A 26,577-nucleotide genomic window follows, 5' to 3' on the forward strand; every position below is an offset into this window, starting at 1 on the left:
CTGGGAGGCCCTATGCAGTGGCCCCTTCTTCTGTGAAAGGATGAAACAGATGAACCTGAATGCACGCGTTACCCGTAGGAAGTTTCTGGCGCTGGGTGCCTCTGCAGCGCTGGTTACCTCGCTTGGTTTGGTGGGCTGCGGCTCGTCTTCCGATACCGCCGGCGGTGCGAGCGAGAACAAAGTCATCACCGTGGCGGCAAGCCCCACGCCCCACGCCGAGATTCTCAACGACGCAGTTGCTCCGCTGCTTGAAGCCCAGGGCTACACGCTTGAGGTGAAGGAATTCACCGACTACGTGCTGCCGAACACAGCAACGGAGGCTGGCGAGGTTGACGCAAACTACTTCCAGCACCAGCCGTACCTGGACGACTTTAATGCCGACCAGGGAACGCATCTGGTGTCGGTGGCGGCAGTGCACTATGAGCCATTTGGCATTTACTCCGAGAAGATCGAAAGCCTTAAGGATCTGAAGGAAGGTGCCATTGTGGCAGTGCCCAACGACACCACCAACGAGGCGCGCGCATTACTGCTGCTCGAGCAGGAGGGTCTCATTAAGCTGAAGGAAGGCGTGGGTCTTGAGGCAACGCCGAAGGACATTGAGGAAAACCCACTTAACCTTGAGATCAAAGAGCTCGAAGCGGCAACTATCGCCAACACGCTTGCCGATGTTGACATCGCTTGCCTGAACGGTAACTATGCTTCACAGGCTGGTCTTTCGCTTGCCGACGCGCTTGCTGCCGAGGGTGCCGACTCGCTGGGAGCCGAAACCTACGCCAACGTGCTGGTAGTGAAGGAAGGCAACGAGGATTCCGAGGCTGTTCAGGCGCTCAAGAACGCGCTCGTGTCTGACCAGGTGCGCGACTACATTGGCATCACTTATGACGGCGCGGTTGTGCCGGTGTTTTAAACCATAAGGTATCCTGTCTGCGCCCTTACGGTTCAAGGGTGCTACGATAGCCCTGCGATGACCTTGCTGCTCACGCCCAGCCGCTCATAAGGCTGGGCGTGAGTGCGCTGCGCCTACCGTGAAAAGGAGCGATTAATCGATGATCACGTTTGACCATGTGAGTAAAACCTACGACGCCCGCAGAGGAGAACACCATGCACTCTGCGATGTAAGCCTGCATGTTAACGCAGGTGATGTGTTCGGTATTATCGGGCAGTCGGGTGCGGGCAAGTCGACATTGGTGCGCTGCATCAATCTGCTTGAACGGCCGACATCGGGGCGCGTGCTGGTGGACGGGGTTGACGTGACGGATTATTCCGGGGCCCAACTGCGCGAGCTGCGCAAGGGCATTGGTATGGTGTTTCAGAACTTCAGCTTGTTTCAGCAGCGCACCGTAGTACAAAACGTTACGTTTCCCTTGGAAATTGGCGGGGTGGCAAAGGGTAAGCCGCGTTCGGCGGAAGCCATGCGTGCCCGCGCAATGGAACTGCTCGACATCGTGGGGTTATCGGCGAAGGCTACCTCGTATCCCAGTGAACTTTCGGGTGGGCAGCAGCAACGGGTGGCTATTGCTCGCGCCTTGGCGAACAACCCGCGCATCATTTTGTGCGATGAGGCAACAAGTGCGCTTGACACGCGCACGACGGTTTCCATCTTAAGCCTGCTCGAGCAGATCAATCGAGAGCTAGGTGTCACGTTGGTTCTTATCACCCATTCGCTAGCCGTGGCGCGCCGTATTTGTAACCGCATTGTGGTGCTTGATGAAGGGCGCATCGTCGAACAGGGAACGACAACCGAGGTGCTGTCGAATCCCAAAAGTCCGGTAACGCGCGAGCTCTTGGAGTTCGATGGTCTTGCTTCGGCTAATCGGTTTGGAAGATAGGTGATCTGACAATGGAGTCCGTAGCTGCTTTTTTCGCTGAATATGGCGAGCTGCTGTTCGAAGGCACAATCGACACGCTGGTCATGACGTTTGGTGCCACGTTCATTGCCTATCTTATTGGTATACCGTTAGGTGTTGCCCTGGTGGTTACTGCACCAGGGGGTCTGCGTCCCCATCGAGTGCTCAACACGGTGCTCAGCTGGGTGGTGAGCATTGGGCGTTCTGTACCGTTTGTAATCTTGCTGGTGGCATTAATTCCTATCACGCGCTTGATCGTGGGAACCTCACTTGGTGTGCGGGGCGCGATGGTGCCCCTGGTGGTTACAGCAGCCCCGTTTGTTGCTCGCATCGTTGAGCAGAGCTTAGCCGAGGTTGACGGCGGGCTGGTTGAAGCGTCGCTGTCGTTTGGCGCAAGCGTGCCGCAGGTGGTGTCGAAGGTGTTTCTACGCGAAGGGTTGCCTTCGCTGGTGCGCGGCGTATCTATTACGTTTGTTACGCTTTTCGGGTACGTTACCATTGCAGGTACCGTTGGTGCCGGCGGTTTGGGTGACATCGCCATTCGTTATGGTTACCAGCGTTTCCAAAGCGACGTGATGCTGGTGTCCGTTACGTTGTGCGTGATCATTGTTATTCTGTTTCAGGCTGGCGGCGATTTTCTGGTTAACCGCATCGATAAGCGGCGGTAAAAAACCTAATTTGCACTGCTTTGTCTAACTTTACCTGACCTTTACACTCACTTATCTGTCATCATACACGTATGCACGATTATAAAGAACGTGTATGCCCGATGACGGAAGGTAGGGGTAGGGAATGGATTTTGGTCTCGTCACAGTTGCTCAGGCCATGATGGGCGATCCCGCTTTGGCGCTCATTGTCGTGTTGACGCTGGGGGCAACGGTAGTGAACGGTGCAACCGATGCGCCGAACGCCATTGCCACCGTTGTAGGTACTCGTGCGATGGGCCCGAACGCCGCTATTGCGATGGCCGCGGTGTGTAACTTCATAGGCTTGGTGGGCATCACCATGATCTCATCGGCGGTGGCGAAAACCATCTTCGGCATGGTCGATTTCGGAGGCGACAACCACGCAGCATTGGTTGCGCTGGCAGCTGCCATGGTAGCTATCATTGTATGGGGTGTTGCGGCGTGGTATTTCGGCATACCCACGAGCCAAAGCCATTCGCTGATCGCTGGTATTACGGGTGCCGCTATTGCGTTGCAGGGCGGGCTTGCAGGCGTGAATGGTGCCGAATGGGTAAAGGTTATCTACGGTCTGCTTGTGTCAACATGTTTAGGTTTCGGGAGCGGCTGGCTGTTCATGCGCCTGTTGAAAATCGTGTGTCGCGATGTTCAGCGTGCTGCGGCGAACAAGGCGTTTCGATGGCTGCAGATTATATCGGGCGCAGGTGTTGCCGTGCTCCATGGCGCGCAAGATGGTCAGAAGTTTTTGTCGCTTTGTATGTTAGGTATCATGTTAGGCGTTGACGGCGTGGCATATTCCGACGTCAATTTCCCTTTGTGGGTAATCGTTCTCGTGTCGATGACTATGGCATTGGGTACGGCAGTTGGCGGTCGTAAGATCATCAAGTCGGTGGGTATGAACATGGTGCGCATGGATCAAGCACAGGGGTTCTCGGCGTGTGTTGCCGCATGCTTCTGCATTGGTCTTGCTACGTTTACCGGCCTGCCTGTTTCCACCACGCACACCAAAACCACCGCCATCATGGGTGTGGGTGCCGAGAAGAGCATTCGCTCGGTGAAATGGAACCTTGTTGGATCCATGATACTCACCTGGGTGCTCACGTTTCCCGGATGTGGCCTGTTGGCGTTCGCGTTCACGCACGTGTTCCTCGCGTTTATGTAGCACCCATTTGTTTCTTTGTCATGTTAGATCAGCGCAAACCCAATGAGTCCGGTGAGCGTGCCTGCGAGCGCACCTGCTATTACGTCGCGGGGGAAATGCACGCCAATGATTACGCGTAGCGTGGCGAGTGCGACGCCGAGCGCGAACACGATAATGGCAGGTGCCGGCGTAGCGAGGCATTCCAGAAACGCGGTTGCGATAACGAAGATAGAAAACGTATGCTTACTGGGAAACGACTTTCCGCGAGTATCTTTCGGTACGGATGCTTCAATGCCGAACACCTCGTAAGGTCGTGGTGCATCGATGACCTGGCGCAGCAGCGTGACCGCAACAAATCCAACCGCTGGAACAACCACAGCGCGAAAAGCCGCCAGTAGGCCGTCGTGTGCGAACAGCCACACAATAAGGCAGGGATACGCCAGGTAGATGGCCCCTGTGATGGCAGTGTTTGCGCCGGCGGCCACCCGTAGCAAGCGTGGGTGGCCGCGCAAAAATGTATGCAGCCGAAGGTAGCTTTCCTGCTTCATAGTTTTACGCACCACGGCGTTGCAGCAGCGGGGTCAGCGGCTCGCTCGACACGATGTGAAGGTGGTGAGTGGCACGGCTGATGGTAGTGTACAGGCGGTTGCGCGATAGCTCGTCTTCGCCGAACACGCGAGCCGATGCGTCAGGCACGATCACGCAGTCGAACTCGAGGCCCTTCGCCAACTTGAGCGGCACGATAACAACGCCGTCGTCGGGAAGCGTCATCGTGGTGTCCATAACATGAGGTGTTTTCTCTCCCAGCGTAGGCAGTAGGGCGGCATGTAGTAGGCGGGCTTGATTGGAGTCGGGTGTTATGATGGCGGCAAGCCCCGCCTGGTCGCCGGCTTCGATAATGATAGCGGCAATTCGTGCGATGCGTTCGTTTTCGGTGAGGCACACCTCAATGCTCGGTGAAGTGTGTTCGGGCTGGACCGATGACACGTGCGCTTGTTCGTCTTGTGGCAGTAGGCTTGCGAACAAGTTGGTAATCTCGGGTGATGATCGGTAGCTGGTCATCAAGCTACAGGATGTGACCGAGCCACGTTCGCGTTCGAACACCTGTCGTATCTCGTCAAAGGTGGCAGTCTCTTCCTTAATCGCCTGATGAGCGTCGCCGAGCAGCAAGAAATGGGCGTATCTGAAGTAGCGGGCAAGCACGGCAAGTTGTGCGGCGGTATAATCCTGCACCTCGTCGATCATCACGTACTTCGCACTGGCGTCCCCCAATCCAGTTAGGCAGATTTTCGTGTAAAGCCACGTGACGGGATCGAGCCCTTGTGCGCCCAACATGCGCATGCCAATACGGTCGATGCGCAGCCATTCATCGCGCTCGACGGCTTCGATGGCTCCTGCGTACTTCGTGTTCAGGTAACGGAGTGTGTACGATTTCAGTTCCGCTTCGGTTTGTGGTTCAATGGTTTCGCGGAACAGCTCAAGCTGCTCGTCGGTACTTAATTCCAGCAGCTCATCTTGGGCGCGTTCGGTTGCGGCAAGCTGTGCGATGCGCGAGCGGACACGTTTGAGCAGCTCTTCGCGCGCAAGCGTAATGCGATGAGGCCCAATTGGCACGTTCTTGAACTTGCCAATTGCCTGTTGGATTTGCCCGACCGACACAAAACGTGTGCCTTCGCAGGTAATTTCCTTGAAATCACCGTGGTCGAGTACAAGCTCGCGCATGCCGCGATCAAGTGCGGCTAGGTCAGCTATGGTGGCATGGCTACGCTCGCGACCGCGGCCTTGAGGCATCAGGCTTTCTGCGAGATCAGCCCATGTTTCGATGTGTGGGTTTTGTTCGCCCATGTCGGGCAGCACGTTGTCGATGTAGCGTCCGAACACGGGATTCGGTGTGATTAAGTGCACCTCGTCGGGGCGCAGGGTGTCGCGGTTTTGATAGAACAAATACGCGATGCGCTGCAGCAGCACCGAAGTTTTGCCGCTGCCGGCAATGCCATGTACCAGCAACGCGTCAACGTCATCGTGACGCACGATAACGTTCTGCTCTTTTTGGATAGTCGCGGTAATGGCCTGCATCTGCGCGGTTCGCTGTTTGGAAAGCGACGCAAGCAGCAGCGAGTCTTGGATAGCCACGTTCGTGTCGAAGTAGGCGGCAAGCACGTTTTCGGAAATGTCGAATTGTCGACGAAGCAGCAAATCAACGTTGATAGTGCGCCCGTTCGCCACGTATGAGGTGGCACCGTTTTCTTGGTTGTAGTACACCTCAGCAACCGGCGAGCGCCAGTCGACAACGAGCCGCTTACAGTTCTCGTCCGACATGCCCGCGTTGCCGATGTAGAGCTCTTTGGGGTCCTCATCGGGCTTGAACTGCAGCGAAATCTTTGCGAAGTACGGCTGGCGTAGCAGCAGCTGCGCATCGGCCAAGCGCTGAGAGTTCACTTCTTGTGAAATGTTGTACCCCTCGATGATGCGGTTCACGGCGGCAATGGCTGCGTAGGTTTCCATGGCTTCATCGTCGGTGGTGAAGTTGTGCGCAATGTCGGCGGTCATCGACTCTTTATCGGCCGCTGCGGCGCGCGCCGTTTCCTCGAGCTTGCGTTGCGCATCGCGGGCGATAGCTTTTAGCTTTTCGTAAGTCGTCGTCAGATGCTGCTGCTCGTGTTCGAATACGGGGTCGGTCTGCTCGGTTGGCTGCGGTGCGGTGACGCTTGTGCTCACGTTGCCTCCTTGCGATGTCTCAAACTGAAAAATCGAATGTACTATGGTAGCACATTCGATTTTTCCAGAAGCGAGCACTTGTGACAGCGTGAGCTTATCGTCATTTCTGTTTCGTGTTAATTCTTCACCTATTCCTTGCCGGTCCAGCAGTAGGTGCACACCTTCGCCGGATCAATGCCAATAGCTTCGATCATGCCATCAAGCGACTGAAACTCCAGCGAGTCGAAGCCCAGCTGTTCGCAGATAGTGCGCAGCATGCACTTGCCGCGTTCGGTGGTGGCATCGGCGTATTCGTCAAGGTGCTTCTGGCCTTCGTCACCTTCGAGTTCCTGCACGGTGCGGCGGGCGATAAGATCCATATCCGACTTGTTGCTAGAGAAGGTGAGGTACTTGCATCCGTACATGATGGGCGGGCAGGCACTACGCATGTGCACTTCCGCGGCACCCGATTCGTACAGGAATCGAACCGTTTCGCGCAGCTGCGTGCCGCGAACAATGGAGTCGTCGACAAACAGCAGCTTTTTGTTTTCGATAAGCTCGGGCACGGGCAGCTGCTTCATCTTCGCCACATGGTTGCGCATGGTCTGGTTTTGGGGCATGAACGATCGCGACCAGGTGGGGGTGTACTTGATGAAGGGGCGGCCGAACGGCGCGCCGCTTTCCGCAGAGTAGCCGATGGCGTGCGGCAGGCCGGAATCGGGCACGCCCGCCACGAAGTCAACGTCGGGAAGGTGTCCGTTGCGCTTGCGTTCATCGCGCGCCATGATAGCACCGTTGCGGTAGCGCATGACCTCCACGTTTTCGCCTTCGTAGGTGCTGTTGGGGTACCCATAGTACACCCACAAAAAGGCGCAGATTTTCATGTCGTTGCCGGCGGGCGCTAACGTTTCGTAGCCGTCGGGCGTTACGCGGACAATCTCGCCGGGGCCAAGTTCGTAATCGCTCACGTAACCGAGCTTCTGGTACACGAAGTTCTCGAACGACACGCAGTAACCGTCTTCCGCTTTGGCCACAACCACGGGCAGGCGGCCGAGCGCGTCGCGTGCAGCGATAATAGACCCGTCTGCGGTCATAATAGTAAGGGTGAGCGAGCCATCGATGAGCTTCTGCGCGTGCTTGATGCCCGACACGAAGTCCTGCTTTTGGTTGATGAGCGCCGCCACCAGCTCGGTTGAGTTCACTCGCCCTGAGCTCATTGCCATGAACTGACTGCAACCGTCGGTGAAGTAGTCTTCCACCAGCTGTTCGGCGTTGTTGATGGCGCACACTGTGGCGATAGCGTACACGCCCAAATGTGATCGCACCAGCAGCGGCTGCGGATCGGTGTCGCTAATGCAGCCGATGCCCGCAGTGCCGCAAAAGTGCGGCAGATCCTCTTCGAAGCGGGTACGGAATGGCGTGTTCTCGATGGAGTGGATCTGTCGCTGGAAGCCCTTCTCATCGTCGTGGAAAATCATGCCGGCGCGGCGTGTTCCGAGGTGGGAATGATAATCGACGCCGAAGAAGACGTCCAGCACCACGTCGTGCTTTGCCGTTGCCCCAAAGAATCCACCCATTGCTGTTCGCGCACCTTTCATGTTCTGCCGCCCAGTGAAGATGCAAGCATAGCCGAACGGCGTGAACTGTGTGTTACAGGAGTGAAAAACGTCACGATTTCCGTATGCTGTCTGTTTTTCTGCAGGAGTAGAGGAAATCATCCGTCGAAAAATTTGACTCATTGCGCTGCACGGTGTGTCTGTGCCGTGTGGCTTCTGTATATACTTCCCGGTTGAGTCATTGGATGCTGGTTTGCACCCAAACGAAGGCCCACGGCGTTGGGATGGGTGTTGAGCCAGCGAATGAGAAAGGGGAGTGGAATGAATGCGGAACAATTGAGAAAGGGCATTGAGGAAGCCGTGCTTGCCGTGCGCGAGCGGCGACCGTTAGCGGGTTCGGTAACCAACGGTGTAACCACGGACTTCGTGGCGAACGCCCAGCTTGCCGTCGGCGGATCGGCGGCCATGGTGTATTTGCCTGACGAGGGCGAAGCGCTGGTGGCAGCGGGTGACGCCGTGTACGTGAATATGGGAACGCTACTGCCGGTACACGAGCAGACAATCCCCGCGGTTGTGAAAGCCGCGCACGCTGCGGGCAAAACATGCGTGCTCGATCCGGTGGGTATTGGCATCGGACAGCTGCGCACCGATATCTTAAGCGCCCTCAAGCCGTTCAAGCCGCGAATCGTTCGTGGCAATGCGTCGGAGATCATTGCGCTTGCGGGCTTATGGGAGCTTGAAGGCGACGCATCGGAGCTGGGACGTGCTCATGGCGTTGATACGACTGATGCGGTTGACGCAGCACGAGGTGCTGCTTGCGCGCTGGCTCGCTATACGGGTGGTGCGGTTGCGGTGTCGGGTGAGGTTGACCTGGTGACCGACGGTACGACGATCGTTCATGTGCAGGGTGGCTCTGAGCTGATGGAGCGCGTGACGGGTTTCGGTTGCTCACTGGGCGGCGTCTGCGCCGTGTATGCTGCCGTAACCGATCCGTTCACGGCGGCGCTTGCGGCAACGGCACATTACAACGTCGTGGGGCTGCGTGCGGCCGCTACACACGCGGCACCGGCGTCGTTCAAACAGGCGTTTATCGACGAACTCTATCTCATCCAGCCCACCGACATTGCACACTGCGAGCTTACGGTCGAGTAGGCGTAATACAAGCGGGACAACAGGGATGGTCTCTTGTCCCGCTTGATTGTGAGGTTGATTGTGACAATAGGGTTAGGTCAATTTGCGCCAAATTGGCAGCAGTAAAACTGAGGAAATGTCAGCACAGGGGGCTTCCTAAATCGAGTCAACACACTAAGGTTGTGGCTATCAGGTACTCAACCGCCGGCTCTTCGGCGCGACAGGAGGGAAACGCCCATGGCTGACATCGTTCACGTAGAGGGGCTCACCAAAGACTACGGGCACAACCGAGGCGTGTTTGACCTGACGTTTTCCGTTGCACCCGGTGAAGTGCTGGGCTTTCTGGGGGCAAACGGCGCTGGAAAGACCGTGACGCTGCGCACCCTTATGGGTTTCATCCGCGCAGACCAGGGATGCGCCCGCATTGCAGGCCTTGACTGCTTTGCGCATCGCGATCGCATCCAGCGCACGCTTGGTTACCTGCCCGGAGAATTGGCCCTGCCACCCCACATGACCGCCGACGCCTTCTTGCGCTTTCAGGCGCAGGTGCGCGAACTGCACGACCTGGGGCGCATACAGCGTCTCATCGAATTCTTCGAGCTTGACTCCAGCATGCGCATAGGGTCCATGTCGAAAGGAAACAAGCAGAAAGTTGGAATTGTCTGCGCGTTTTTTCACACACCCGACGTGCTGCTGCTTGATGAGCCCACAACCGGTCTTGATCTGCTTATGCAACGGCGTTTTGTCGAGCTTGTGCAAGCTGAGCGCGCGCGGGGTGCTACGGTGCTCATGTCGTCGCATTTGTTGGGAGAGGTGGAACGGCTGTGTGATCGCGTTCTGTTCATTCGCCATGGGCGACGCATCATGGAATGTAAACCGGCCGAGCTAACCATGGATGGCGCGCTGGTTAATTTGTACGGAGAAGACGCGCTGGCCGGCACATGGCACGACGCCAGCTAGCTAGCACGTGGAACGACGCCGACGAGCAAGAACGCGGGCTGGCACAAGGCACGACATCCCTTCGCCAGTTGGTCACCACGTAGTGTGGCGCTCGTTCACCGGCCGGCTGACACAATGCTCACCAACGCACAGCATAACGCCAGTTAACGTAGGCGACGAAAGGAACTCCCATGAACCTGATTCTTGTGAGACGTGAAATCAAATCGAACCTGTTTTCCGCACTGATGTTTTTCGGCGTGATAGCGCTGTACGTAGTTTGCATCGTGATCATGTATGACCCCTCGCTGGAAGCCAGCCTGAGCACCATGCAAGAAGCCATGCCGGAACTGTTTGCCGCTTTCGGCATGGCTTCCCCCACAACCACGTTAGTTGATTTCATGGTGAACTATCTTCAGAAGTTCCTTTTGGTACTGTTCCCCTTGGCGTTTATGCTGATGGCGGTACACAAGAAGCTGGTCAAGCCCCTCGAAAGCGGATCGCTTGCTTTCACGCTAGCTCTTCCGTTGACGCGTCGCTGCATTGTGCTTTCTTTTATCGGTGCATTCGCGGCTTTGCTGATTGGCCTACTTGTGGCCACTACCTTGTGCGAAATAGCGTGCGCGGCACTGCTGTTCCCCGGCGACTTGGATGTATCCGCTCTGCTGCGGGCCAATGCGGGACTGCTGGGACTTTGGCTTTTTATGGGCGGACTCGTCTTTCTTGGCGTGTGTGTGCTGTCTCGCCCCGACAGAGGGTTCTTTGCGGGAGCCGGAGTGTGCCTTTTGTTCTATCTTATGGGAATGCTTGCTGACCTGCAAAAAGACTGGGACATTCTGAAAGTAGCGAACCCTTATGAGCTGTATCAAGCAACCGATCTGGTATCGAATACCGCCGGTGCCGTGACGGATGCTCTGCTGCTGGGCGCTATCGGCTGCGGGCTGTTCGCCTTGGGGGTGCTGGCCTTCACACGCCGCGATTTAAGCGTATAGGCGCAAACGTTGTTGGCTGTTCCGCACAAGCGTCGAGCTGTTCTACGCGATCCTAAGCTAGCGGCACGCTATCCTAAGCTAGCGCCACCTGTCAGCTTCATTCATCGCGTCTGCTGCTTTCGCTTATTGCATCCGATTGTTTCGCTTCCTACCCCAGATATTCCGGGCGATAAGCCCATGCGCGTACCATCTCACACCACGACTTGAACTCGACCATCATCTCGTCCCACACAATGGCGCGTCCTAGGCTTTGTTGCTGGTGCATATAGCCGTCAGCTAACCAAATGAGCAGGTCGGTCACCTGCTTCATAGTAACGCCGTCACGGAACTTATCGGTGCGCACATGGTGAAAATACTGCTCAAGTAGCTCGTCCACCTGCCCATACATCCAGCGCATTGCCGTGTCGCTCACATCTTTGTGCTGCGGGTAGAACGCACGCAGACAAAACTCGATCAAATAGGGAAACTGCGCGAACATAGCCATCTTCGTCTCGGCGCAATACCGCATCAAATCAAAGTAATCGTCAATTTCCCAATACTGCGGACCAACAACTGCAGCCACCGCTCTTTCTCGCATGCACTGTATTAAGTAAAAATAGAAGTCGCGCTTGTTGTGGAAATAGAAGAACAGCAGCCCCTTGGAAATGCCGGCCCTATGCGCGATGTCATCGGTGCGGGCATCCTTGTAGCCCACACGCCCGAACGTTTCCACGCCAGCTGCGATCAGGGCCTCTTGACGATCTTTTGGAAGGTGGTCGAAATCTCCATGCTTTGCCACGGCAGCTCTCCTTTGTTGACTCGTCGGTCAGCAACTGCACACCATAGTAGCGCATGGATAGTCTCTGCCACGGTAAGTATATGAAGAACAACAGATCCCCAGTGTCTCTGTTCGTTCCTAGTGCCCCGCCGAGGGGCTTAAGCGTAAAGCGCCACTTCTTCGATGCAGTTCACGCCGGTGTCTTGGCAGAGTTTCGCGAGTTTTTTGTCGAGCGTCATCAAGGTTGCACCCTTACGCCGAGCTAAACAAAAGTAGAGCATATCGTATACGGGGTGCTTGTGTCGGATTGCTTCAAGGAACGCTTCGTCGCTGAGTTCTTCAATAGGAATGTATGTATCAACATAGTCGATGGCGATAGCTGCTCGTTTTTGTGCACATTCCTCAGACATTATTTGAGCGACGACGTACTTCCAAAAAGAATTGCGCACTTCAACGCGAAATAAATCGCAGCTTATCAGCTGTTCTCCGAGCATGCGCACGTTTCTCATGGGTGAAAGTCCCTAGCACGCCCGATAGCGGGAAGTGTATAGCCAAAGGCAAGGGTGTCCATCGCGAGGTGGAATCTGAAAGGTTGCCTTAAGGCAAACCTCTGGCCTGACGAACAGAAATCGCATTAGGCGTAGGTGGGCGGGTAAGGCTGCAATACAAATCAAAGAGGGAAGGTATACCCCAAGCCCTGTGCTTAGGGTAGAGATTCCTAAGAAAGAGAAAGGCAAGGTAAGAAAACTCGGAATACCTACCGTAGTTGACCGTGTGGTGCACGTGCTGCTTTCGTGTACATCCCAAAAGCATCAAGACGATGAAAGAGCGCATTCGAGAACTCACCGCACGAAGCAATGCTATGTCTAATGAGTACAGACCAAAAGCGGTAACATGGTTTGTACATGGATGGGTCAACTACTTCAAGCTGGCGGACATAAAGATGCTGTTAAAAGACACTGACCAATGGATGCGCAGACGTATTCGCATGGTCTACTGGAAGCAGTGGAAACGTGTTCGCACCCGATTCAAGATGCTACAGAAATGTGGCATTGAAAAGGGCAAGGCGTGGGAGTTTGCCAACACTCGTAAGGCTTACTGGCGTGTAGCAGGAAGTCCAATAATGAGTATGGCAATCAAAACCGAGCAGTTACGCCGTCAAGGCTATCTGTTTTTCTCGGACTACATTGAACGCTTGCTGTTGTGCGATTATAGGAGATTACTTTGGAGTTCGTAGAAATAGCCACTCCTGATCGCGACTCGATTTCGGGAGACTTCACGTCAGATAACTGCTTTGGGATCTATGTATACAGGTTCACTGACGGAATGTATTACGTTGGCAAGTCTAAAGACGTGCGAGACAGACACGTCCAACATAAACATGAATATGCCAAGGAAGAACCTCTCCGCGTTATCGAGCGCATGTGGTGGGCACCTGTCCAAGGCGATGTGCAGCAGCTCGATTTCGCCGAGACGCAAGTTATCGCTGCATTAGAATCCAAGGGCTATTCGCTGAGAAACGTTATGAAGACAGGACGCCCAAGAGGAAATGACGTCGTGATGGTGGATACTGGTGACAGTTGGGGCGTGCCGATACCTTGGGAGAGAGAAAAGCTTCCTAAACGTAAGTCAACATTTCTTTTCAACGAAGATGCAGCCAAGCTGGATCAATTCGAGAGACTTGCGAAGCTCTCTGAATTCGAACACATTCTCGACATCCTGCAAACATACGTAAATGCGACTATAGCTGCACCATCTGATACAGCAGGGAAAATCTGGATAGCTACGGCCCTGCCGTCCACAGGTAGAGGACAAAGGCTTTGTTGTGTATCTGTTCAAAACGCTGAAACGCTGGTCATTTACAAGGACAAACACTGGGGCAGAGAGCGCGTATGTGGTTTCATCAACGTGAAAAAGCCGGAAGGTGGGTATTTGCCGAGAGGCATCAAACGGCGTCGGGGCTCCTATAAATCGCTCCCGAACAGTTTCAGGCTGTGCTTTCGCGATCTTGACAGCATGCGACGTGCATTAGACAAAGATGTTGTGCTTGACTGTTGTTACAGAGCCAATGCTGAACTGATGCGCAGAGGTGTATCGATGTACGGGCGGTATAACAATCCATATGTTGTGAAAGCCATTATTGACGGAATAATCGAAAACGGATGCAGTGGGTTACAGAGTGCGTCTGTTCGTTCGTAGCCCATTGTGCCGAGACGGCCAAAGAGCAAGAGAAATGAAGAGATACTCTATGCCGTGATGGGGACGTGCTGAGGGGCTAGAGGGGGGTCTGGCCAATTTGATAGAGCCAGAAGATGAGTATCCCTACCCAAAGGAGCACCATGAACACTGCTGTGCCACAAAGGAAGGGGCGCTCTGCTTTTCGACTGATTCCGTGAACAAGACCGAGGTCGAAGAGCTTGTCGCTGAATGACAGAAACGAAAGCTCCAGAAGGTGCTTCCTCACCGTTCGGCGGCTTTTGTGACTCATATGACAGGTATTAACGCTATTTGATGTCAACGATTGTAGCCCTTGGACTTACGTCCGAAACGGCCCGCACGGACAGCTTGATTGTAGCAGGTAGTTATGAAAACAGACTGACAGAGTAAAATTCCTTCGAACCCTAACTTCCCATGCCGTAAAATGATCCGAATTTGGAAAGAAATGTACAGGGTCACATGTGCCAAAGGTATTAGGTGTGACCCTATGGCGACGCCATAGTTTGCTTGCCGTTCGCGTACGAGCTTTCTTTGGGGAAATGAAGGTATGACGAAAGGAGTCAGACGTTATGAATACGCTTGTTGCTGTTGCTATTGCACCACTCGGTGTGGGAGATGAGCTTGCCGCCGAGGTTGCCGAGGTGGTGCGCGTTATTCGCGAATCAGGTTTGCCGAATCGCACAAATTCTATGTTCACCGAGATCGAGGGCGAATGGGACGAGGTGTTTCGCGTGGTTCGTGATGCCACGTTCGTACTGGCAGAGAAGGGTATTCGCACCGAGGTGGTGCTAAAGGCCGACGTACGCCCGGGCTTCGAGAATATGATGGAAGAGAAAGTGGCGAAAGTCGACGCGATTCTGAAGTAACGGAGTGTTCTATAGTGTTAAAGGGTGAGAGCGTGCTATGAGGTGTGACCTTTGGCACATTTCTCACCCTTTAATCAGCGTTTCCGTAGTGCACTCTCACAAAGCCGCAGGATTGAAGAGAAGGGAAGGGGAGGTTTACCTATGAAAGGTTCGTTGGATATTTCTGCCTATCTGGTGATAGGCCCCGAGAATACAAACGGTCGTGCTGTGGCCGACGTGGTGGGGCAGGCTATCGATGCGGGTTTTACGTGTGTGCAGGTGCGCTCGAAGGAGTGCTCAGCGCGCGAACTTATCGACTGTACAGTTGCTGTTGCCGATGTCATTGCTCGGCGGGGTATGGGCGAACAGGTGGCGCTTTTGGTGGACGACCGCGTTGACGTGGCATTGGCCGCGCGGGCGCGAGGAGCGAAGGTCGATGGCGTGCATGTGGGGCAATCCGACATACCCGTTGACGTGTGTCGTGAGCTGTTGGGGCCGGATGCTATCGTGGGACTGTCGGCGCGGACGGCTGAGATGCTCGAGTACGTGAAGACTGCCGACATGAGTGTGGTCGACTACTTGGGTGTGGGGCCATTGCACGAAACTGCCACGAAGCCCGATTGCGGCATGGATGCGCAAGGCAACGTCATCACGAAAGACTTCGATGACCTCCGGCAGCTCGCGCAGGCAAGTCCCGTTCCTATTGTGGTTGGCGGCGGCGTGAAGTTGGCTGATGTGCCGCTTGTGCGCAGCACGGGTGTGGCGGGCTTTTTCGTGGTGTCGGCAGTATGCGGTGCCACCAACCCATATGAATCAGCGAAAAGCTTGGTAGACGCATGGCGTGCGGAAGATTCGCGTGAAGGCAACAATTAAAGTTGACAAAACCTAGGTAACTAGTAGGATAACAGCTATTAAACAGGTTTCGTTCGTTACGAGTGCTCTGTGTGGGCGTTGCTGTTGATCTCATCGCTAGCTTGATGGTCAAATTCCGGACTTGCTTGCACATTTGGTATTCGCTGTTGAAACGAAAGAGAGGATTCACAATGACCGTGTATCAAAGCGTTGCCGACCTGATTGGCAACACCCCGCTGTTGGAGCTGCGCAACTTTGAGCGCAACAACGGGCTTGAGGCAACCATCATCGGCAAGGTTGAGCTGGTAAACCCCGCTGGATCGGTGAAGGATCGCGTTGCCAAGAACATGATCGAGGAAGCAGTGCGTGCTGGTCTGGTCAACGACGACACCGTGCTCATCGAGCCCACGTCGGGAAACACTGGCATTGGGCTGTGCGCGTTGGCTGCTGCGCGTGGCAACCGTATCATCATCACCATGCCTGAAACCATGTCGGTTGAACGCCGCAATCTCATGAAGGCATACGGTGCCGAACTCGTGCTTACCGACGGGGCGCGGGGTATGACGGGAGCCATCGAGAAGGCAAACGAGCTGGCCGAGCAGATTCCGAACTCGTTCATTCCAGGTCAGTTCACTAATCCTGCGAACCCTGCTGTCCATGAAGCAACCACCGGTCCGGAAATCTGGGAAGCGACCGACGGCAAGGTCGATATTTTCGTTTCGGGCGTGGGAACCGGCGGTACGTTGTCTGGCGTGGGCCGTTTCCTGAAGTCGAAAAACCCCGATATCAAGGTGGTTGCCGTGGAGCCGGCGTCCTCTCCGGTGCTGTCGCAGGGGCGTGCGGGGGCGCATAAAATCCAGGGTATTGGTGCGGGTTTCGTGCCGGACACACTCGACACCAGCGTTTATGACGAGGTGCTCACTATCGAAGACGAAGAAGCGTTTGCTGTTGGGCGCGAGTTGGCTGGCAAAGAGGGGCTGCTCGTAGGCATATCGTCGGGTGCTGCCGTAGCGGCTGCGGCGAAGCTCGCGCAGCGTCCCGAAAACAAGGGCAAGATGATCGTGGTCATATTACCCGACACCGGTGAGCGCTACCTGACCACGGCGATGTTCGGGTTCTAAATACACGTTCAACTCCGAGAAGAGGGGCAGGGTATGCCGCGCGCAGTTGCGCATTCCCGAGAAGAGGGGCAGGGTATGCCGCGCGCAGTTGCGCATTCCCGAGAAGAGGGGCGGGGCGTGCCGCGCGCAGTTGCGCAGCAAAGCGAGCACTGTGTGAGCACGGCGTGCCCCGCCCCTCTTCTCGGAGCGTAGTTTTGAAGTGAGGCGTATTGTGGGAATGGCGAGCACTGTTTGAATACGGTACACCTCGCTCATCCCTGTGCGCACCGCGCGTACCGTGCGCGAAGTAACACAAGCGCCCTTATCTCCGCTGATTGTGCGAAGGTAAGGGCGTTGCTGTTTCGTGCGTCTTTCGCGATCTTGGCGCTAGTGATGCTCGAGCTCTTCGATGTCATCTACGGGCTTTTCCAGCCCCTCAATGGTTAGGTTGTGCTTTTCGGCGTAGTCCCACAGTGCCGCATGGATGGCTTCTTCAGCCAGAAGAGAGCAGTGTACTTTCACGGGCGGCAAGCCGTCGAGTGCTTCCATGACTGCCTTGTTGGTAACCTCAAGTGCTTCCTGAACGGTTTTGCCTTTGATGAGCAGCGTTGCCATAGAGCTGGTGGCTATGGCCGCGCCGCAGCCGAACGTCTTGAACTTCGCGTCGCGAATCACTTGGTTGTCGTCGATATCCAAATACACACGCATGATGTCGCCGCACACCGCGTTACCGACGGTACCGCAACCAGATGCGCAACTGATCTCGCCGACATTTCGGGGGTTGGTGAAGTGATCGATAACCTTCTCGGAATAATTCATTGCCATGATAGGTGCTCCTGTTCACTGGGAGAGTTTACGTTGTATTTGAGCGTGCTTGCGAACGCAGTACACAGCCGCAAGCGAGTCGTTCGTTATTCCTGCGCAGCCATACCAGAGAAGCGCTCTTCGATAATCGAGGTTGCGTTTCCTGCCTGGAAGTCTTCCCAAAGCGGACTCATTGCGCGCAGGTTCGCGATGGTTTGCGCAAGGGTGTCAACCGCGTAGTCGATGTCGTCACGTGTGGTGTCGCGTCCGATAGTGAGGCGCATTGATCCATGGGCGATCTCGTGGGGAAGCCCAATGGCCAGCAGCACATGGCTGGGATCGAGCGAGCCAGACGTACAAGCGCTGCCACTGGAGACGCATATTCCCCGAAACGATAGCTGCAGCAGCATACCTTCGCCTTCGATGAATTCGAAACTAATGTTTACGTTATTCGCCAAGCGCTTCGTGGGATGCCCATTCAGCTTGCTGTAGGGAATCTCGTCCATGATGCGACGTATGGCATGGTCGCGCAGCGTGGTTTGACGCTTATGTTCAGCTTCACGTTCAGCGCAGGCAAGTTCGACTGCCTTCGCGAAACCAACGATGCTAGGCACGTTTTCGGTGGAAGCGCGTCGGCCGCGTTCTTGCTGTCCGCCGTCGATCAAGTTGCGCGGCTTCACGTTTGCGCCGATGTAGAGCAGCCCCACACCCTTTGGGCCGTACAGCTTGTGCGCCGAGGCCGACAGCAAATCGACGCCAAGTTCGCGCACATCAATGTGTTCGTGACCGAGTGCCTGCACGGCATCGGTGTGGAAAATGACGCCATGTTCGTGCGCGATGGCGGCAAGCTTTCGTATGGGTTGCAGCGTGCCTATTTCGTTGTTTGCAAACATGATGGAAGCGAGTACGGTATCGGGCCTGATGGCAGCTTCGAAATCGTGTACACTCACCAGGCCGTCGGCGTCAACAGGCAAGTAAGTGACTTCGAAACCCTCGCGCTCGAGTGCCTGGCAGGCGTGTAACACAGCATGATGCTCGACCGCACTCGTGATGATGTGGTTGCCGCGATCTCGCGCTGCCCACGCTGTGCCCTTGATAGCCCAGTTATCCGACTCCGACCCACCGCTGGTGAAAAACACCTGTTTCGGCTTCGCTCCGATAGCGTGCGCGATAGTCTCGCGCGCATCGGCCACGGCATCGGAGGCGTTCTGTCCCAACTGGTAGATGGATGACGGGTTGCCGTATTCTTCGGTGAAGAAGGGAAGCATAGCTGCCAGTACGTCGTCGCGAACGCGCGTGGTGGCTGCGTTGTCGAGGTATATAGTTCTCATGTGCTTGGTCCTCTCAGATGCAAGTTCGTATTCCTAGTAGAATACTAGGAATATTACCGTTCGACCGAAACGATAGTCAAGTGAAATGGTAGGTTTTAGATGAACGGACGTGAAACCAAGCCCAATGCCCACAATGCACCTCGCCTTAAAGCAACGCTCGAGAAGAGGGGGCAGGTGTGCCGCGCGCAGTTGCGCAGCGAAGCGAGCACTGTGTGAGCACGGCATGCCTGCCCCCTCTTCTCTGAGTAACGTGCTCGGTTTTCTAAGCATCAAGAGCAGCCTCTTACGCACTCAACGGATGCATGACCGACATATGACCCCTTCCTCAATCCCTCAGCAAGGAAATCGAAACACGAAAGCCTGGTAGTATAATGGGAAGTCGAGCAATGAACGTGGAGGAGGTGCTTGATGCTCTACCAGCTGATGAACAAAGATGTGGTTGTGGCAACGTATCGGGAAGAGAAACAGCTCGACGATTATCGATACAGCGTAATTGAGCGTTTTGACGCATATCTTCCTTACGGGTTTGTGAACATCAATGACTGGATTGATGGGCGTCAAATAGCCAAGCATCGCACATCAATCGAAAAACTCATGCGCGAGTTAGGACTTACCACGCGACACGACTTTATTGCGATGGCACGTTGTCTCTCGCTCACTGACACGTTCTGGATGAAGCGGGCAGACGAGAACATCTCTTGGAACGAGGTATCGCTGTATCACAATCCGTTTGACGACGTGATTGCACGCATTGCTTTCGACGGAACCGGCATGTACGGCCGACAGAATTCTCCCACTTCGCCCGAGTACGCCACCTCTGGTTCCTTTGCGAAATGCTGGGTTCGCGAAGGAAATGAAATCTCGCTTCTCAAGCGCGGATCGTCGGGCTATGCAAACGCTGGGTTTGAGCCCTATTCGGAGGTGCTCGCATCCAATGTACTCGATGCAGCAAGCATCGATCATGTTCCCTATACCATCGTGAACTATCATGGCAAGCTTGCCAGCAAGTGCCCTCTGTTTACCTCGGAAAAAGTCGGATTCGTGTCGGCTCATCGCTTCTTTGATGGACCTTTCGACATCGAGGATATGCTTGCGTTTTGTAAGCGCAATAACTCAGAAGAGCGCTTTCGCGAGATGGTTGTCATGGATGCCGTCACGGCCAATGTCGACCGTCATGCGGGCAACTACGGTTTTTTGGTCGACAACGACACGGGCGAAATTTTGCATATGGCGCCGCTGTTCGATCAGAACATGGCATGTCTGCCTATGATGATGGAGTACGATGACTTCGACACTTACCTGAGCATGATTGGACCAAAGATCGGCACAACGTTCGTAAGCATAGCCCGCGCGCTGCTTACGCCCAGTATTCGCGCGAAGTTGATAGCGCTCATGGACTTCGAGTACACCGATCCAGGGCTTGGCTACCCCACATGGAAGCTCGCCGCCGTTAACCGCCTGAAGGACCGCATGATCACTGATATTTTGGCGTAGACGAAGTACGCATTTCCGCAACGCACTTCGCCTCAAAGATATGCTCGATAAGAGGGGCGGGGTGGTGAGCGAGGAGGGAGCTCGAATGAGGATCTCGACAAAAACTCGATACGGAATGAGGCTCATGATCGATCTCGCCCAGCATTGGGGAGCAGGTCGTGTGGCGCTTCGCGACATTGCTGAGCGGCAGGAGATATCGAAGAAGTATATGGAGCAGGTGGTGGCACCGCTGGTATCGGCAGGGCTGCTGCATGTGACACGGGGCAACCAAGGTGGCTACGAGCTTGCGCGCGATCCTCGTCATATCACCTGCGCCGATATTGTGGCAGCCACCGAAGACGGCCTGGGGCTTCTCGATTGCGCGAATGGCGCGCTCGCATGTCCGCGCGATAGCTTTTGCCTGTCGAAGGACATCTGGCTCGGACTCGAACGCGTTATGGCCGACTATCTTGCGAGTATCACGTTGCAAGACGTGCTCGAACGCGGTGCCGATGTGAACATGTATGTGATCTGACGGTTCTTCGCAAGGAGACACTGATTAAAGTCTCCCTGTAAATGCAGGGTTGGCGGAATTCACCAGTGTTTTTTCGTCTTCGTGTTTTCCTAAACAGTCAGATCGGCGTATGAGAACGGCACCACTACTGCCAGATCATCGGGGGCAAGCTGGATCTGACAACCGATGCGCCCTCCCGAGAACATGATGCGATCGAACAGCTGGGCAGTTTCGTCGACGAACGTGGGGAAGCGCTTTTTCATGCCGATGGGCGAGCATCCTCCGTGAATGTACCCGGTGAGCGGTAACAGATCTCGTGACTTGATCATATGAATAGCCTTCTCACCAGCTGCCGCAGCGGCTTTCTTCAAGTCGAGTTCTGCAGCAACGGGGATCATGAATACGTAAGACTCCCCCGATTTCCCTTGCGTGACTAAGGTTTTGAACACGCAGTCGGGGTCTTGTCCGAGTTTAGCTGCCACCTCGGTGCCCGCAAGCGCGCCGTCGCATTCGAAGGTAAGGAAGGTGTAGGTAACGTGCGCTGCATCGAGCGTGCGGATGGCGTTGGTTTTTCCATCTGGTTTCGTCATAGTGCCAATATCTTAGCGCATAAGTGCCGTATGGGGTGAAAAACGTGCCGGGTGGGCTTGTTGTGCTTTGTCGTTGCGTACCGGTATTTACCACTGGCATTGAGCCGTGGGTAGATGGTGGAGTAACGAAACCTTGCACGGCGTCTGATACAATCGTTTGCTATGAAGCACACATCTGACAGCGTCCGCGCGACGCATTCTTCATACGACGTGAGCCCTAAGCCTGCCACGCCTTCCAAGCAGAGCCGCATTCCTTACTGGGGATACGGTTGCATGTTGCTGCTTGCGGCGGCTATTTGGGGCATGGGAACCATCGTTATCAAAGACTCCGTGGATGCGCTTGCCCCTGTGTGGCTTGTGGGCATTCGCTTTCTGGTTGCGGGCGGTGTGCTGTGTGCAGTGATGGCTCGCCGCATGAAGGCGAACTTCGACGCGAAGCATGTTCGCGTCAGCATAATCCTCGGTGTACTCACGGGAGCAACGTATTTGTGTAACACCTCTGGGCTGTTAGATACAACAGCGTCGAAAAGCGTGTTTCTCACTGCCACGTACTGCGTGATGGTCCCGTTTGTGGCGTGGGCTATGCAGCGTATCCAGCCTTCGTCGACAAGCCTTCTGGCAGCGGTACTCTGTATTGCCGGTGTAGGGCTTATTGCGTTACAGCCAACGGAGGGCGCGAGGTTTGGGTGGGGTGATGCCATCACGTTGGTGTCGGCGCTCTTCTGCGCACTTCATCTGGTGGCAACGGCGAAATATGCGCCAGGATGTGACATCATGGTGATAACAGGGCTGCAATTCCTGGTGGCCGGGGTCATGGGAGTTATCGGGGCCGTGGTGTTTGGGGTGCCGCTTGACCCGCAGGTATTCGATGCGCGGATGATCGGTGGGCTGGCGTATCTGGCTATTCCGGCGAGCATTATCACGCTTGGTCTTCAAAACATCGCTGTGGCGAACATACCCGCTTCGTCGGCGTCGCTGTTCTTGGCGACCGAGTCGATATTCGGCACGGTGTTCGGCGTGGCGTTGCTCGGTGAAGTGCTCACTGCTTCTATGGTGGCAGGCTTTGTGCTCGTGTTCGCCGCCATTGTGGTGAGTGAGTGCGTGCCTGCGTGGTTAGGGAAACGCTGATTAATTCCGCCAGCCCCGCGCAGACGGGACGGCTTTAATCAGCGTCTAGACGATCGTGCGCAGGCCACACAATAAGCCTGCACACGATCGTCTTCTTCTCTATTGTTTTCCTAACCCTCCACGCGTTGGGAATTCTCGAACGTGAAACGCCCCATCTTCGTGCCGCCGAGTATGTGCAGGTGCAAATGGCCCACGGTGGCGGCGGAATCGGGGCCGGTGTTGATGACAGTACGGTAGCCCGACTCACTTACGCCCTTAATCTTTGCAATTTCGGGCACAACGGACAGCAAGTGCCCCAAAAGGTCGGTGGGAACGCCGTCTTGCAGGTTGTCGAAGTGCTGTTTGGGAACTACCAATGTGTGCACCGGCGCTTCGGGTTCGATATCGTCGAAGGCGTAGCACAGGTCGTCTTCGTACACTTTGGCCGACGGGATATCTCCGGCCACGATCTTGCAGAACAGGCAGTCGTTGCTCATAAGGTGTCCTTTCGATGCGCGTGCGTTGCGGGCGTATGATGTTACAGGATCTTTACGACCCAGCCGTCGGGTCCTTCGATCTTGCCGGCTTGGATGTCGGTGAGCGTGGCGCGCAGCTTCTTCATCACGGGGCCGGACGTCTCTGTGCCGTCGGGGAACGTGACATCAACGCCTTCGGCTTCGATATGGCCCACTGGTGAGATAACCGCAGCGGTGCCGCACAATCCACATTCCACAAAGTCGCCGTTTAACACTTCTTCGAATTTCACGGGGCGCTCGATGACGGTAAGTCCCAGGTAGTCTTTGGCCACCGTAACCAGCGAACGGCGTGTGATGGAGGGAAGAATAGAATCGGTTGCCGACTGTGGCACGATCAGATCGCCTTGCTTATCCACGAACAGCACGTTCGCGCCGCCCGTTTCTTCCACGTAGGTGCGGGTCTGCGAGTCGAGGTACAGGTTCTCAGAATAGCCGGCAGCATGCGCCTTCTCGCCCGGGTACAGGCTCATGGCGTAGTTCAAGCCGGCTTTGATGTTGCCGGTGCCGTGCGGTGCAGCACGGTCGTAGTCGGCCACGGTGATGGTGATGGCGGTATCGCCACCCTTGAAGTAAGGGCCCACCGGCGTAACGAAGATGCGGAACTGGTATTCGTCAGCGGGCTTCACGCCGATAACGTTGCCGGTTGCAATCATGAAGGGACGGATGTATAGCGTGGCGCCCGAACCGAAGGGTGGCACCCATGCGGCGTTTGCGCGCACGACCTCTTTCACGGCTTCCACGAAGCGGTCTTCGGGGAAGGGGGGCATACACAAACGCTGCGCCGAATCGCCCATGCGCTGGGCGTTTAGGTCGGGGCGGAAGCAAACAATGTCACCGTTCTCGGCGGTATAAGCCTTCAAGCCCTCAAAGATTTCCTGGCAGTAATGGAAAATACCAGCGCATTCACTCAGCGTGAGGGAGTGCTCGGTAGTTAGCCCACCTTCTTCCCAGACACCGTTGCGGTAGTTGCACACGTAGCTGTAATCGGCGGGCATGTAGGCGAATCCGAGGTTGCCCCAGTCCAGATTCTTCTTTTCCATGGGTATCGTCTCCTTATGAAAACCTTTGTGCTTGCATGGGTGGGAAGGGCATGGGCAGAGCAATGCACCGTGTAGGCGGCGCAGAGCAGCATCCGTCGAGTCTTTCCCGCCGCTTTGTTGCCGCGCTCATCTTACTCCTGCTTTACCGAAGCGAAGCGCGAGCACGGCGAATTTCATCCACTTTTAACTTCGTGTAATATTTACCCTATTCTGACCAGGTGTTTTGTAATTCATGAATGTAAAATATCCTAACTTATCCTAAGTTGCTTGAACTTTGCGAAGAAAGCCTGATTTTGCGTACGCCTTTGCGAGGGCTTCGGCGAGCTTTTCTGGCGATGGTTTTAGGTAATGTGTGCCGGTTACTCCGGGAAGCTTATGACCCATTAAAAGCTCCAAAGTGTCGTAGTCGATGCCCCAATCGTATTGCGCGAAAGTGCGCCATGATTTGCGCAAGTTGGCGAAGGGAACGTCGGATGCTAAAGAGTAAGGCTCCCACAAGCGATTGAGTGCATGCGTGTTCAGCGGGAGCCCGTCGCCACGGTCGGCAAGCCACTCGCGCCCGTCTGATAGAAGGGCGCACGCTATCTCATGAAGCCGCGTGCCGTACGGCTCGGGTATAGCAGCAGTTCTTACGCTTTGCGCGTTCTTAAGCACGCCGTCTGGTGTCGCATCGCATCCTTTTTCGCCCACCATGCGAACAATGGGAACTAACGCCATACGCACACCATGAAACTCTATCAAGGTAACTTCGTCGGCACGGGCCCCGCACGCTTCACCTGTTCGTGTTCCGCCGAAGCAAGCAAGAATAAAAGGCGCTTCCACTAAGGAGCCGCGCAGCTCGGAAAGCGCTGCATCGGCTTGTTCAAGCGTAAGAAGGCCACCACGTTTCTTGTATGCGCTTTGTTTAGGTATCTCGTATGAAATACGGAACTTGTTTGACTCAACTACCTCGTACTGCACGGCAAAGTCGCAGATGCGTCGGAGTATGGTTAGAGAAACATTTGCTGTAGCATGTGGCAACTCGAGTAGCCACTTTTGCACTTCAACCGGCTTTACCGAATCGACCGGTACATTTTCCCAGCGCTGTTTCGCGTGGGTTTTCCAGTTAAGCTCGTAGTTGTCGAATGTCTTTTGCTTTGTCAGGCCATCGGCTATGCGACGTTGCATCCAGGGCAGCCACCAGACGTCGTGGCATTCTCCGACAGTTGGCACCGGGCGATCGTCGGCGTGTGCCACCTGTAAACGCGCGAGTTCCTGGCACGCTTCGCGATAGCTACAGCGCACCGTGCGCGACCGGCGTTTGCGGCCGTTTTCGGTGTTTTCCATCCACCGTAACACGTGCTTATCGCGGGTAATAGTTGTGACGCTTCCCCATGAACGACGGCGTTTCTTATTAGCCATGTTACAATTCACCGTGCCTTTCCGATTCGTCGGCAGGGGTGTTTGCTGTTCCCCGCGCAGGGTTGCCGCCCATATGCGCGGGGATTCTTGCGTTCGAATCGTCCTTAAGCCAGCATCGCCTTCGCTTGTCAAGTTTTCTAAAACAGACGGAGAAAAGAGTTTGACTTATTGCGCAGGTCTGCTAGCATAAAGGTATCAACACGAGGCGGGCCGCGACGGTTAATACCTTAGCTCCCCGTCTCATCTGTTTTTCAATCTCTCACGCATATCTGGCGTGTCGACGTAGGCCCACTTGCTGCGTGTTAGCCGCTTGTACAGCGACGAAGCGAACTGCCTATTGGGCAAAAGCACCTTTTCTAGCTTGTCTTTCTCATCGAAGTACTCCACGACTCTGTAGTAGTCGCCATCTCCGGAAACGAGCAGCACCTTATCGTACTCGCTCCCGCGCTCGTATAGGTCTCGCATCATCTGAAACGTGATATCAACGTCCACATTTCCCTTCTTGTTGCTTTTGAGCTTAATGCCGTGCAAGCGCCATATGACGATATAGCCTGCTTTTTGAAGTGAACTGTACAGGTCGATCTTGGAATCGTCGAATGCGCCAATGAAATAGTACGCTTCGTCTACGTGGTATTTTTGTTGCAAGTACACTCTAAACCGTCGCATGTCCATATGCCACGGGTCGATTCCCATGGTAGTTGCCATGTAGAGATTCTGGCCGTCTATGTACGCAATATTGCTCATGATGTCATCTCTTCATTCCATCTCGTCTTTTGATTGGAACCAGACTACTCGGCCGCCGAATTCTATGATGTGGTCGTCGGTTGCTCGTATGACGATGTCTTCGTGCGCGGGGTTGAAGCTGTCGGGTGAGAGAACCAGTGTTTGTGAGGTGCGATATTTAAGCAAGTATCGCTTTCTTGGGGCGTCCCGCCTTAGGGGATTCGGCCTTGCGGGCTTCCACGCTGTGGCGAGTTATCCAGGTGCGGCCTTCATAGTCGAAGGTTTCCAACAATCCTGCCTTCAC

Annotated in this window: 27 protein-coding genes; 15 read left to right on the forward strand and 12 right to left on the reverse strand. The window is 55.2% G+C overall.

The annotated features are described in order from the left end of the window. Positions 1 to 49 precede the first annotated feature (49 nt). The 4 genes from G7Y43_RS04600 to G7Y43_RS04615 all read left to right on the forward strand — a co-directional run bounded on the left by G7Y43_RS04600 (position 50) and on the right by G7Y43_RS04615 (position 3,692). Positions 50 to 907: a MetQ/NlpA family ABC transporter substrate-binding protein gene (locus G7Y43_RS04600; protein WP_165044570.1), complete on the forward strand. Its 858-nt coding sequence runs from the start codon at positions 50 to 52 to the stop codon at positions 905 to 907. Between the two features lie 139 nt (positions 908 to 1,046). Continuing rightward, positions 1,047 to 1,829: a methionine ABC transporter ATP-binding protein gene (locus tag G7Y43_RS04605; protein ID WP_165044572.1), complete on the forward strand. Its 783-nt coding sequence runs from the start codon at positions 1,047 to 1,049 to the stop codon at positions 1,827 to 1,829. A gap of 11 nt (positions 1,830 to 1,840) precedes the next feature. After that, positions 1,841 to 2,515 (forward strand): methionine ABC transporter permease, encoded by a 675-nt coding sequence (locus G7Y43_RS04610; RefSeq protein WP_165044574.1) that lies wholly within the window; start codon positions 1,841 to 1,843, stop codon positions 2,513 to 2,515. A 124-nt stretch (positions 2,516 to 2,639) separates the two neighbouring features. Further along, positions 2,640 to 3,692, forward strand: coding sequence for an inorganic phosphate transporter (locus tag G7Y43_RS04615; protein WP_165044576.1), 1,053 nt, complete (start codon positions 2,640 to 2,642; stop codon positions 3,690 to 3,692). Positions 3,693 to 3,715: 23 nt separating this feature from the next. Here the strand turns inward: G7Y43_RS04615 and G7Y43_RS04620 are convergent, their stop codons facing one another. The 3 genes from G7Y43_RS04620 to G7Y43_RS04630 form a co-directional block, all read right to left on the reverse strand. Further along, positions 3,716 to 4,231: a phosphatase PAP2 family protein gene (locus G7Y43_RS04620; protein ID WP_206215090.1), complete on the reverse strand. Its 516-nt coding sequence runs from the start codon at positions 4,229 to 4,231 to the stop codon at positions 3,716 to 3,718. After that, a complete protein-coding gene (locus tag G7Y43_RS04625; protein ID WP_165044578.1) occupies positions 4,224 to 6,389 on the reverse strand; it encodes an ATP-binding domain-containing protein in 2,166 nt (721 codons plus the stop codon). The genes G7Y43_RS04620 and G7Y43_RS04625 overlap by 8 nt, the downstream gene beginning before the upstream one ends. A gap of 128 nt (positions 6,390 to 6,517) precedes the next feature. Further along, on the reverse strand, positions 6,518 to 7,945 hold the full coding sequence (locus tag G7Y43_RS04630) for an amidophosphoribosyltransferase (protein WP_165044580.1): 1,428 nt from the start codon (positions 7,943 to 7,945) through the stop codon (positions 6,518 to 6,520). Between the two features lie 300 nt (positions 7,946 to 8,245). Between G7Y43_RS04630 and thiM the strand changes: the two genes are divergently transcribed. The 3 genes from thiM (at position 8,246) to G7Y43_RS04645 (ending at position 10,983) form a co-directional block, all read left to right on the forward strand. Next, entirely contained in the window at positions 8,246 to 9,076 is an 831-nt protein-coding gene (gene thiM / locus G7Y43_RS04635; protein WP_165044582.1) for a hydroxyethylthiazole kinase, read from the forward strand. Between the two features lie 216 nt (positions 9,077 to 9,292). After that, entirely contained in the window at positions 9,293 to 10,015 is a 723-nt protein-coding gene (locus tag G7Y43_RS04640; protein WP_165044584.1) for an ABC transporter ATP-binding protein, read from the forward strand. A 170-nt stretch (positions 10,016 to 10,185) separates the two neighbouring features. Then, the gene (locus G7Y43_RS04645) at positions 10,186 to 10,983 is read left to right on the forward strand and encodes an ABC transporter permease subunit (RefSeq protein WP_165044586.1); all 798 of its coding nucleotides are present in this window, start codon (positions 10,186 to 10,188) and stop codon (positions 10,981 to 10,983) included. A 148-nt stretch (positions 10,984 to 11,131) separates the two neighbouring features. Here G7Y43_RS04645 and G7Y43_RS04650 read toward each other — a convergent pair whose 3' ends face one another. Beyond that, complete coding sequence (locus G7Y43_RS04650) at positions 11,132 to 11,761, reverse strand: TetR/AcrR family transcriptional regulator (protein WP_165044588.1); 630 nt, start codon at positions 11,759 to 11,761, stop codon at positions 11,132 to 11,134. A gap of 137 nt (positions 11,762 to 11,898) precedes the next feature. After that, complete coding sequence (locus G7Y43_RS04655; RefSeq protein WP_241158160.1) at positions 11,899 to 12,249, reverse strand: type II toxin-antitoxin system VapC family toxin; 351 nt, start codon at positions 12,247 to 12,249, stop codon at positions 11,899 to 11,901. Between the two features lie 311 nt (positions 12,250 to 12,560). Between G7Y43_RS04655 and G7Y43_RS04660 the strand changes: the two genes are divergently transcribed. From G7Y43_RS04660 to cysK, 5 genes are all read left to right on the forward strand, one after another. Further along, on the forward strand, positions 12,561 to 12,977 hold the full coding sequence (locus G7Y43_RS04660) for a group II intron maturase-specific domain-containing protein (protein ID WP_165044590.1): 417 nt from the start codon (positions 12,561 to 12,563) through the stop codon (positions 12,975 to 12,977). Continuing rightward, the gene (locus G7Y43_RS04665; protein ID WP_165044592.1) at positions 12,965 to 13,939 is read left to right on the forward strand and encodes a hypothetical protein; all 975 of its coding nucleotides are present in this window, start codon (positions 12,965 to 12,967) and stop codon (positions 13,937 to 13,939) included. Before G7Y43_RS04660 ends, G7Y43_RS04665 begins: the two co-directional genes overlap by 13 nt. 587 nt (positions 13,940 to 14,526) lie before the next feature. Continuing rightward, a complete protein-coding gene (locus G7Y43_RS04670) occupies positions 14,527 to 14,823 on the forward strand; it encodes a thiamine-binding protein (protein WP_165044594.1) in 297 nt (98 codons plus the stop codon). Positions 14,824 to 14,964: 141 nt separating this feature from the next. Next, a complete protein-coding gene (locus tag G7Y43_RS04675; protein ID WP_165044596.1) occupies positions 14,965 to 15,675 on the forward strand; it encodes a thiamine phosphate synthase in 711 nt (236 codons plus the stop codon). Positions 15,676 to 15,845: 170 nt separating this feature from the next. After that, positions 15,846 to 16,775 carry a cysteine synthase A gene (cysK, locus tag G7Y43_RS04680; protein ID WP_165044598.1) on the forward strand — a complete coding sequence of 310 codons (930 nt, stop codon included), beginning with the start codon at positions 15,846 to 15,848 and terminating at the stop codon, positions 16,773 to 16,775. 366 nt (positions 16,776 to 17,141) lie between these two features. Here the strand turns inward: cysK and nifU are convergent, their stop codons facing one another. Both nifU and nifS read right to left on the reverse strand, forming a co-directional pair. After that, a complete protein-coding gene (gene nifU / locus G7Y43_RS04685) occupies positions 17,142 to 17,573 on the reverse strand; it encodes a Fe-S cluster assembly scaffold protein NifU (protein WP_165044624.1) in 432 nt (143 codons plus the stop codon). 92 nt (positions 17,574 to 17,665) lie between these two features. After that, complete coding sequence (nifS, locus tag G7Y43_RS04690) at positions 17,666 to 18,889, reverse strand: cysteine desulfurase NifS (protein ID WP_165044600.1); 1,224 nt, start codon at positions 18,887 to 18,889, stop codon at positions 17,666 to 17,668. 408 nt (positions 18,890 to 19,297) lie between these two features. Here nifS and G7Y43_RS04695 point away from each other — a divergent pair, with 408 nt between their 5' ends. Then, positions 19,298 to 20,383, forward strand: a complete 1,086-nt coding sequence (locus G7Y43_RS04695) for a HipA protein (RefSeq protein WP_165044602.1) — start codon at positions 19,298 to 19,300, stop codon at positions 20,381 to 20,383. Between the two features lie 85 nt (positions 20,384 to 20,468). Continuing rightward, positions 20,469 to 20,897 carry an Rrf2 family transcriptional regulator gene (locus tag G7Y43_RS04700; protein ID WP_165044604.1) on the forward strand — a complete coding sequence of 143 codons (429 nt, stop codon included), beginning with the start codon at positions 20,469 to 20,471 and terminating at the stop codon, positions 20,895 to 20,897. An 89-nt stretch (positions 20,898 to 20,986) separates the two neighbouring features. Here G7Y43_RS04700 and ybaK read toward each other — a convergent pair whose 3' ends face one another. Next, on the reverse strand, positions 20,987 to 21,466 hold the full coding sequence (gene ybaK, locus G7Y43_RS04705; RefSeq protein ID WP_165044606.1) for a Cys-tRNA(Pro) deacylase: 480 nt from the start codon (positions 21,464 to 21,466) through the stop codon (positions 20,987 to 20,989). Positions 21,467 to 21,628: 162 nt separating this feature from the next. Between ybaK and G7Y43_RS04710 the strand changes: the two genes are divergently transcribed. Continuing rightward, positions 21,629 to 22,594, forward strand: coding sequence for a DMT family transporter (locus G7Y43_RS04710; protein WP_165044608.1), 966 nt, complete (start codon positions 21,629 to 21,631; stop codon positions 22,592 to 22,594). A gap of 110 nt (positions 22,595 to 22,704) precedes the next feature. Here G7Y43_RS04710 and G7Y43_RS04715 read toward each other — a convergent pair whose 3' ends face one another. From G7Y43_RS04715 to G7Y43_RS04730, 4 genes are all read right to left on the reverse strand, one after another. Then, a complete protein-coding gene (locus G7Y43_RS04715; RefSeq protein ID WP_165044610.1) occupies positions 22,705 to 23,070 on the reverse strand; it encodes a histidine triad nucleotide-binding protein in 366 nt (121 codons plus the stop codon). Positions 23,071 to 23,111: 41 nt separating this feature from the next. Then, the gene (locus tag G7Y43_RS04720) at positions 23,112 to 24,155 is read right to left on the reverse strand and encodes a branched-chain amino acid aminotransferase (RefSeq protein ID WP_165044626.1); all 1,044 of its coding nucleotides are present in this window, start codon (positions 24,153 to 24,155) and stop codon (positions 23,112 to 23,114) included. A gap of 252 nt (positions 24,156 to 24,407) precedes the next feature. Continuing rightward, positions 24,408 to 25,550, reverse strand: coding sequence for a hypothetical protein (locus tag G7Y43_RS04725; protein ID WP_165044612.1), 1,143 nt, complete (start codon positions 25,548 to 25,550; stop codon positions 24,408 to 24,410). A 240-nt stretch (positions 25,551 to 25,790) separates the two neighbouring features. Beyond that, positions 25,791 to 26,294 carry an NYN domain-containing protein gene (locus tag G7Y43_RS04730; RefSeq protein WP_165044614.1) on the reverse strand — a complete coding sequence of 168 codons (504 nt, stop codon included), beginning with the start codon at positions 26,292 to 26,294 and terminating at the stop codon, positions 25,791 to 25,793. Between the last annotated feature and the right edge of the window lie 283 nt (positions 26,295 to 26,577).

This window comes from Adlercreutzia sp. ZJ138 (genome assembly GCF_011038935.1).
Taxonomy (GTDB): domain Bacteria; phylum Actinomycetota; class Coriobacteriia; order Coriobacteriales; family Eggerthellaceae; genus ZJ141.

Coding starts and splice junctions, on each gene's coding strand:
- G7Y43_RS04600 (WP_165044570.1), top strand. CDS start 50: ATGAACCTGAATGCACGCGTTACCCGTAGGAAGTTTCTGGCGCTGGGT.
- G7Y43_RS04605 (WP_165044572.1), top strand. CDS start 1,047: ATGATCACGTTTGACCATGTGAGTAAAACCTACGACGCCCGCAGAGGA.
- G7Y43_RS04610 (WP_165044574.1), top strand. CDS start 1,841: ATGGAGTCCGTAGCTGCTTTTTTCGCTGAATATGGCGAGCTGCTGTTC.
- G7Y43_RS04615 (WP_165044576.1), top strand. CDS start 2,640: ATGGATTTTGGTCTCGTCACAGTTGCTCAGGCCATGATGGGCGATCCC.
- G7Y43_RS04630 (WP_165044580.1), bottom strand. CDS start 7,945: ATGGGTGGATTCTTTGGGGCAACGGCAAAGCACGACGTGGTGCTGGAC.
- thiM (WP_165044582.1), top strand. CDS start 8,246: ATGAATGCGGAACAATTGAGAAAGGGCATTGAGGAAGCCGTGCTTGCC.
- G7Y43_RS04640 (WP_165044584.1), top strand. CDS start 9,293: ATGGCTGACATCGTTCACGTAGAGGGGCTCACCAAAGACTACGGGCAC.
- G7Y43_RS04645 (WP_165044586.1), top strand. CDS start 10,186: ATGAACCTGATTCTTGTGAGACGTGAAATCAAATCGAACCTGTTTTCC.
- G7Y43_RS04655 (WP_241158160.1), bottom strand. CDS start 12,249: ATGAGAAACGTGCGCATGCTCGGAGAACAGCTGATAAGCTGCGATTTA.
- G7Y43_RS04660 (WP_165044590.1), top strand. CDS start 12,561: ATGAAAGAGCGCATTCGAGAACTCACCGCACGAAGCAATGCTATGTCT.
- G7Y43_RS04670 (WP_165044594.1), top strand. CDS start 14,527: ATGAATACGCTTGTTGCTGTTGCTATTGCACCACTCGGTGTGGGAGAT.
- G7Y43_RS04675 (WP_165044596.1), top strand. CDS start 14,965: ATGAAAGGTTCGTTGGATATTTCTGCCTATCTGGTGATAGGCCCCGAG.
- cysK (WP_165044598.1), top strand. CDS start 15,846: ATGACCGTGTATCAAAGCGTTGCCGACCTGATTGGCAACACCCCGCTG.
- nifU (WP_165044624.1), bottom strand. CDS start 17,573: ATGAATTATTCCGAGAAGGTTATCGATCACTTCACCAACCCCCGAAAT.
- nifS (WP_165044600.1), bottom strand. CDS start 18,889: ATGAGAACTATATACCTCGACAACGCAGCCACCACGCGCGTTCGCGAC.
- G7Y43_RS04695 (WP_165044602.1), top strand. CDS start 19,298: ATGCTCTACCAGCTGATGAACAAAGATGTGGTTGTGGCAACGTATCGG.
- G7Y43_RS04700 (WP_165044604.1), top strand. CDS start 20,469: ATGAGGATCTCGACAAAAACTCGATACGGAATGAGGCTCATGATCGAT.
- ybaK (WP_165044606.1), bottom strand. CDS start 21,466: ATGACGAAACCAGATGGAAAAACCAACGCCATCCGCACGCTCGATGCA.
- G7Y43_RS04710 (WP_165044608.1), top strand. CDS start 21,629: ATGAAGCACACATCTGACAGCGTCCGCGCGACGCATTCTTCATACGAC.
- G7Y43_RS04715 (WP_165044610.1), bottom strand. CDS start 23,070: ATGAGCAACGACTGCCTGTTCTGCAAGATCGTGGCCGGAGATATCCCG.
- G7Y43_RS04725 (WP_165044612.1), bottom strand. CDS start 25,550: ATGGCTAATAAGAAACGCCGTCGTTCATGGGGAAGCGTCACAACTATT.
- G7Y43_RS04730 (WP_165044614.1), bottom strand. CDS start 26,294: ATGAGCAATATTGCGTACATAGACGGCCAGAATCTCTACATGGCAACT.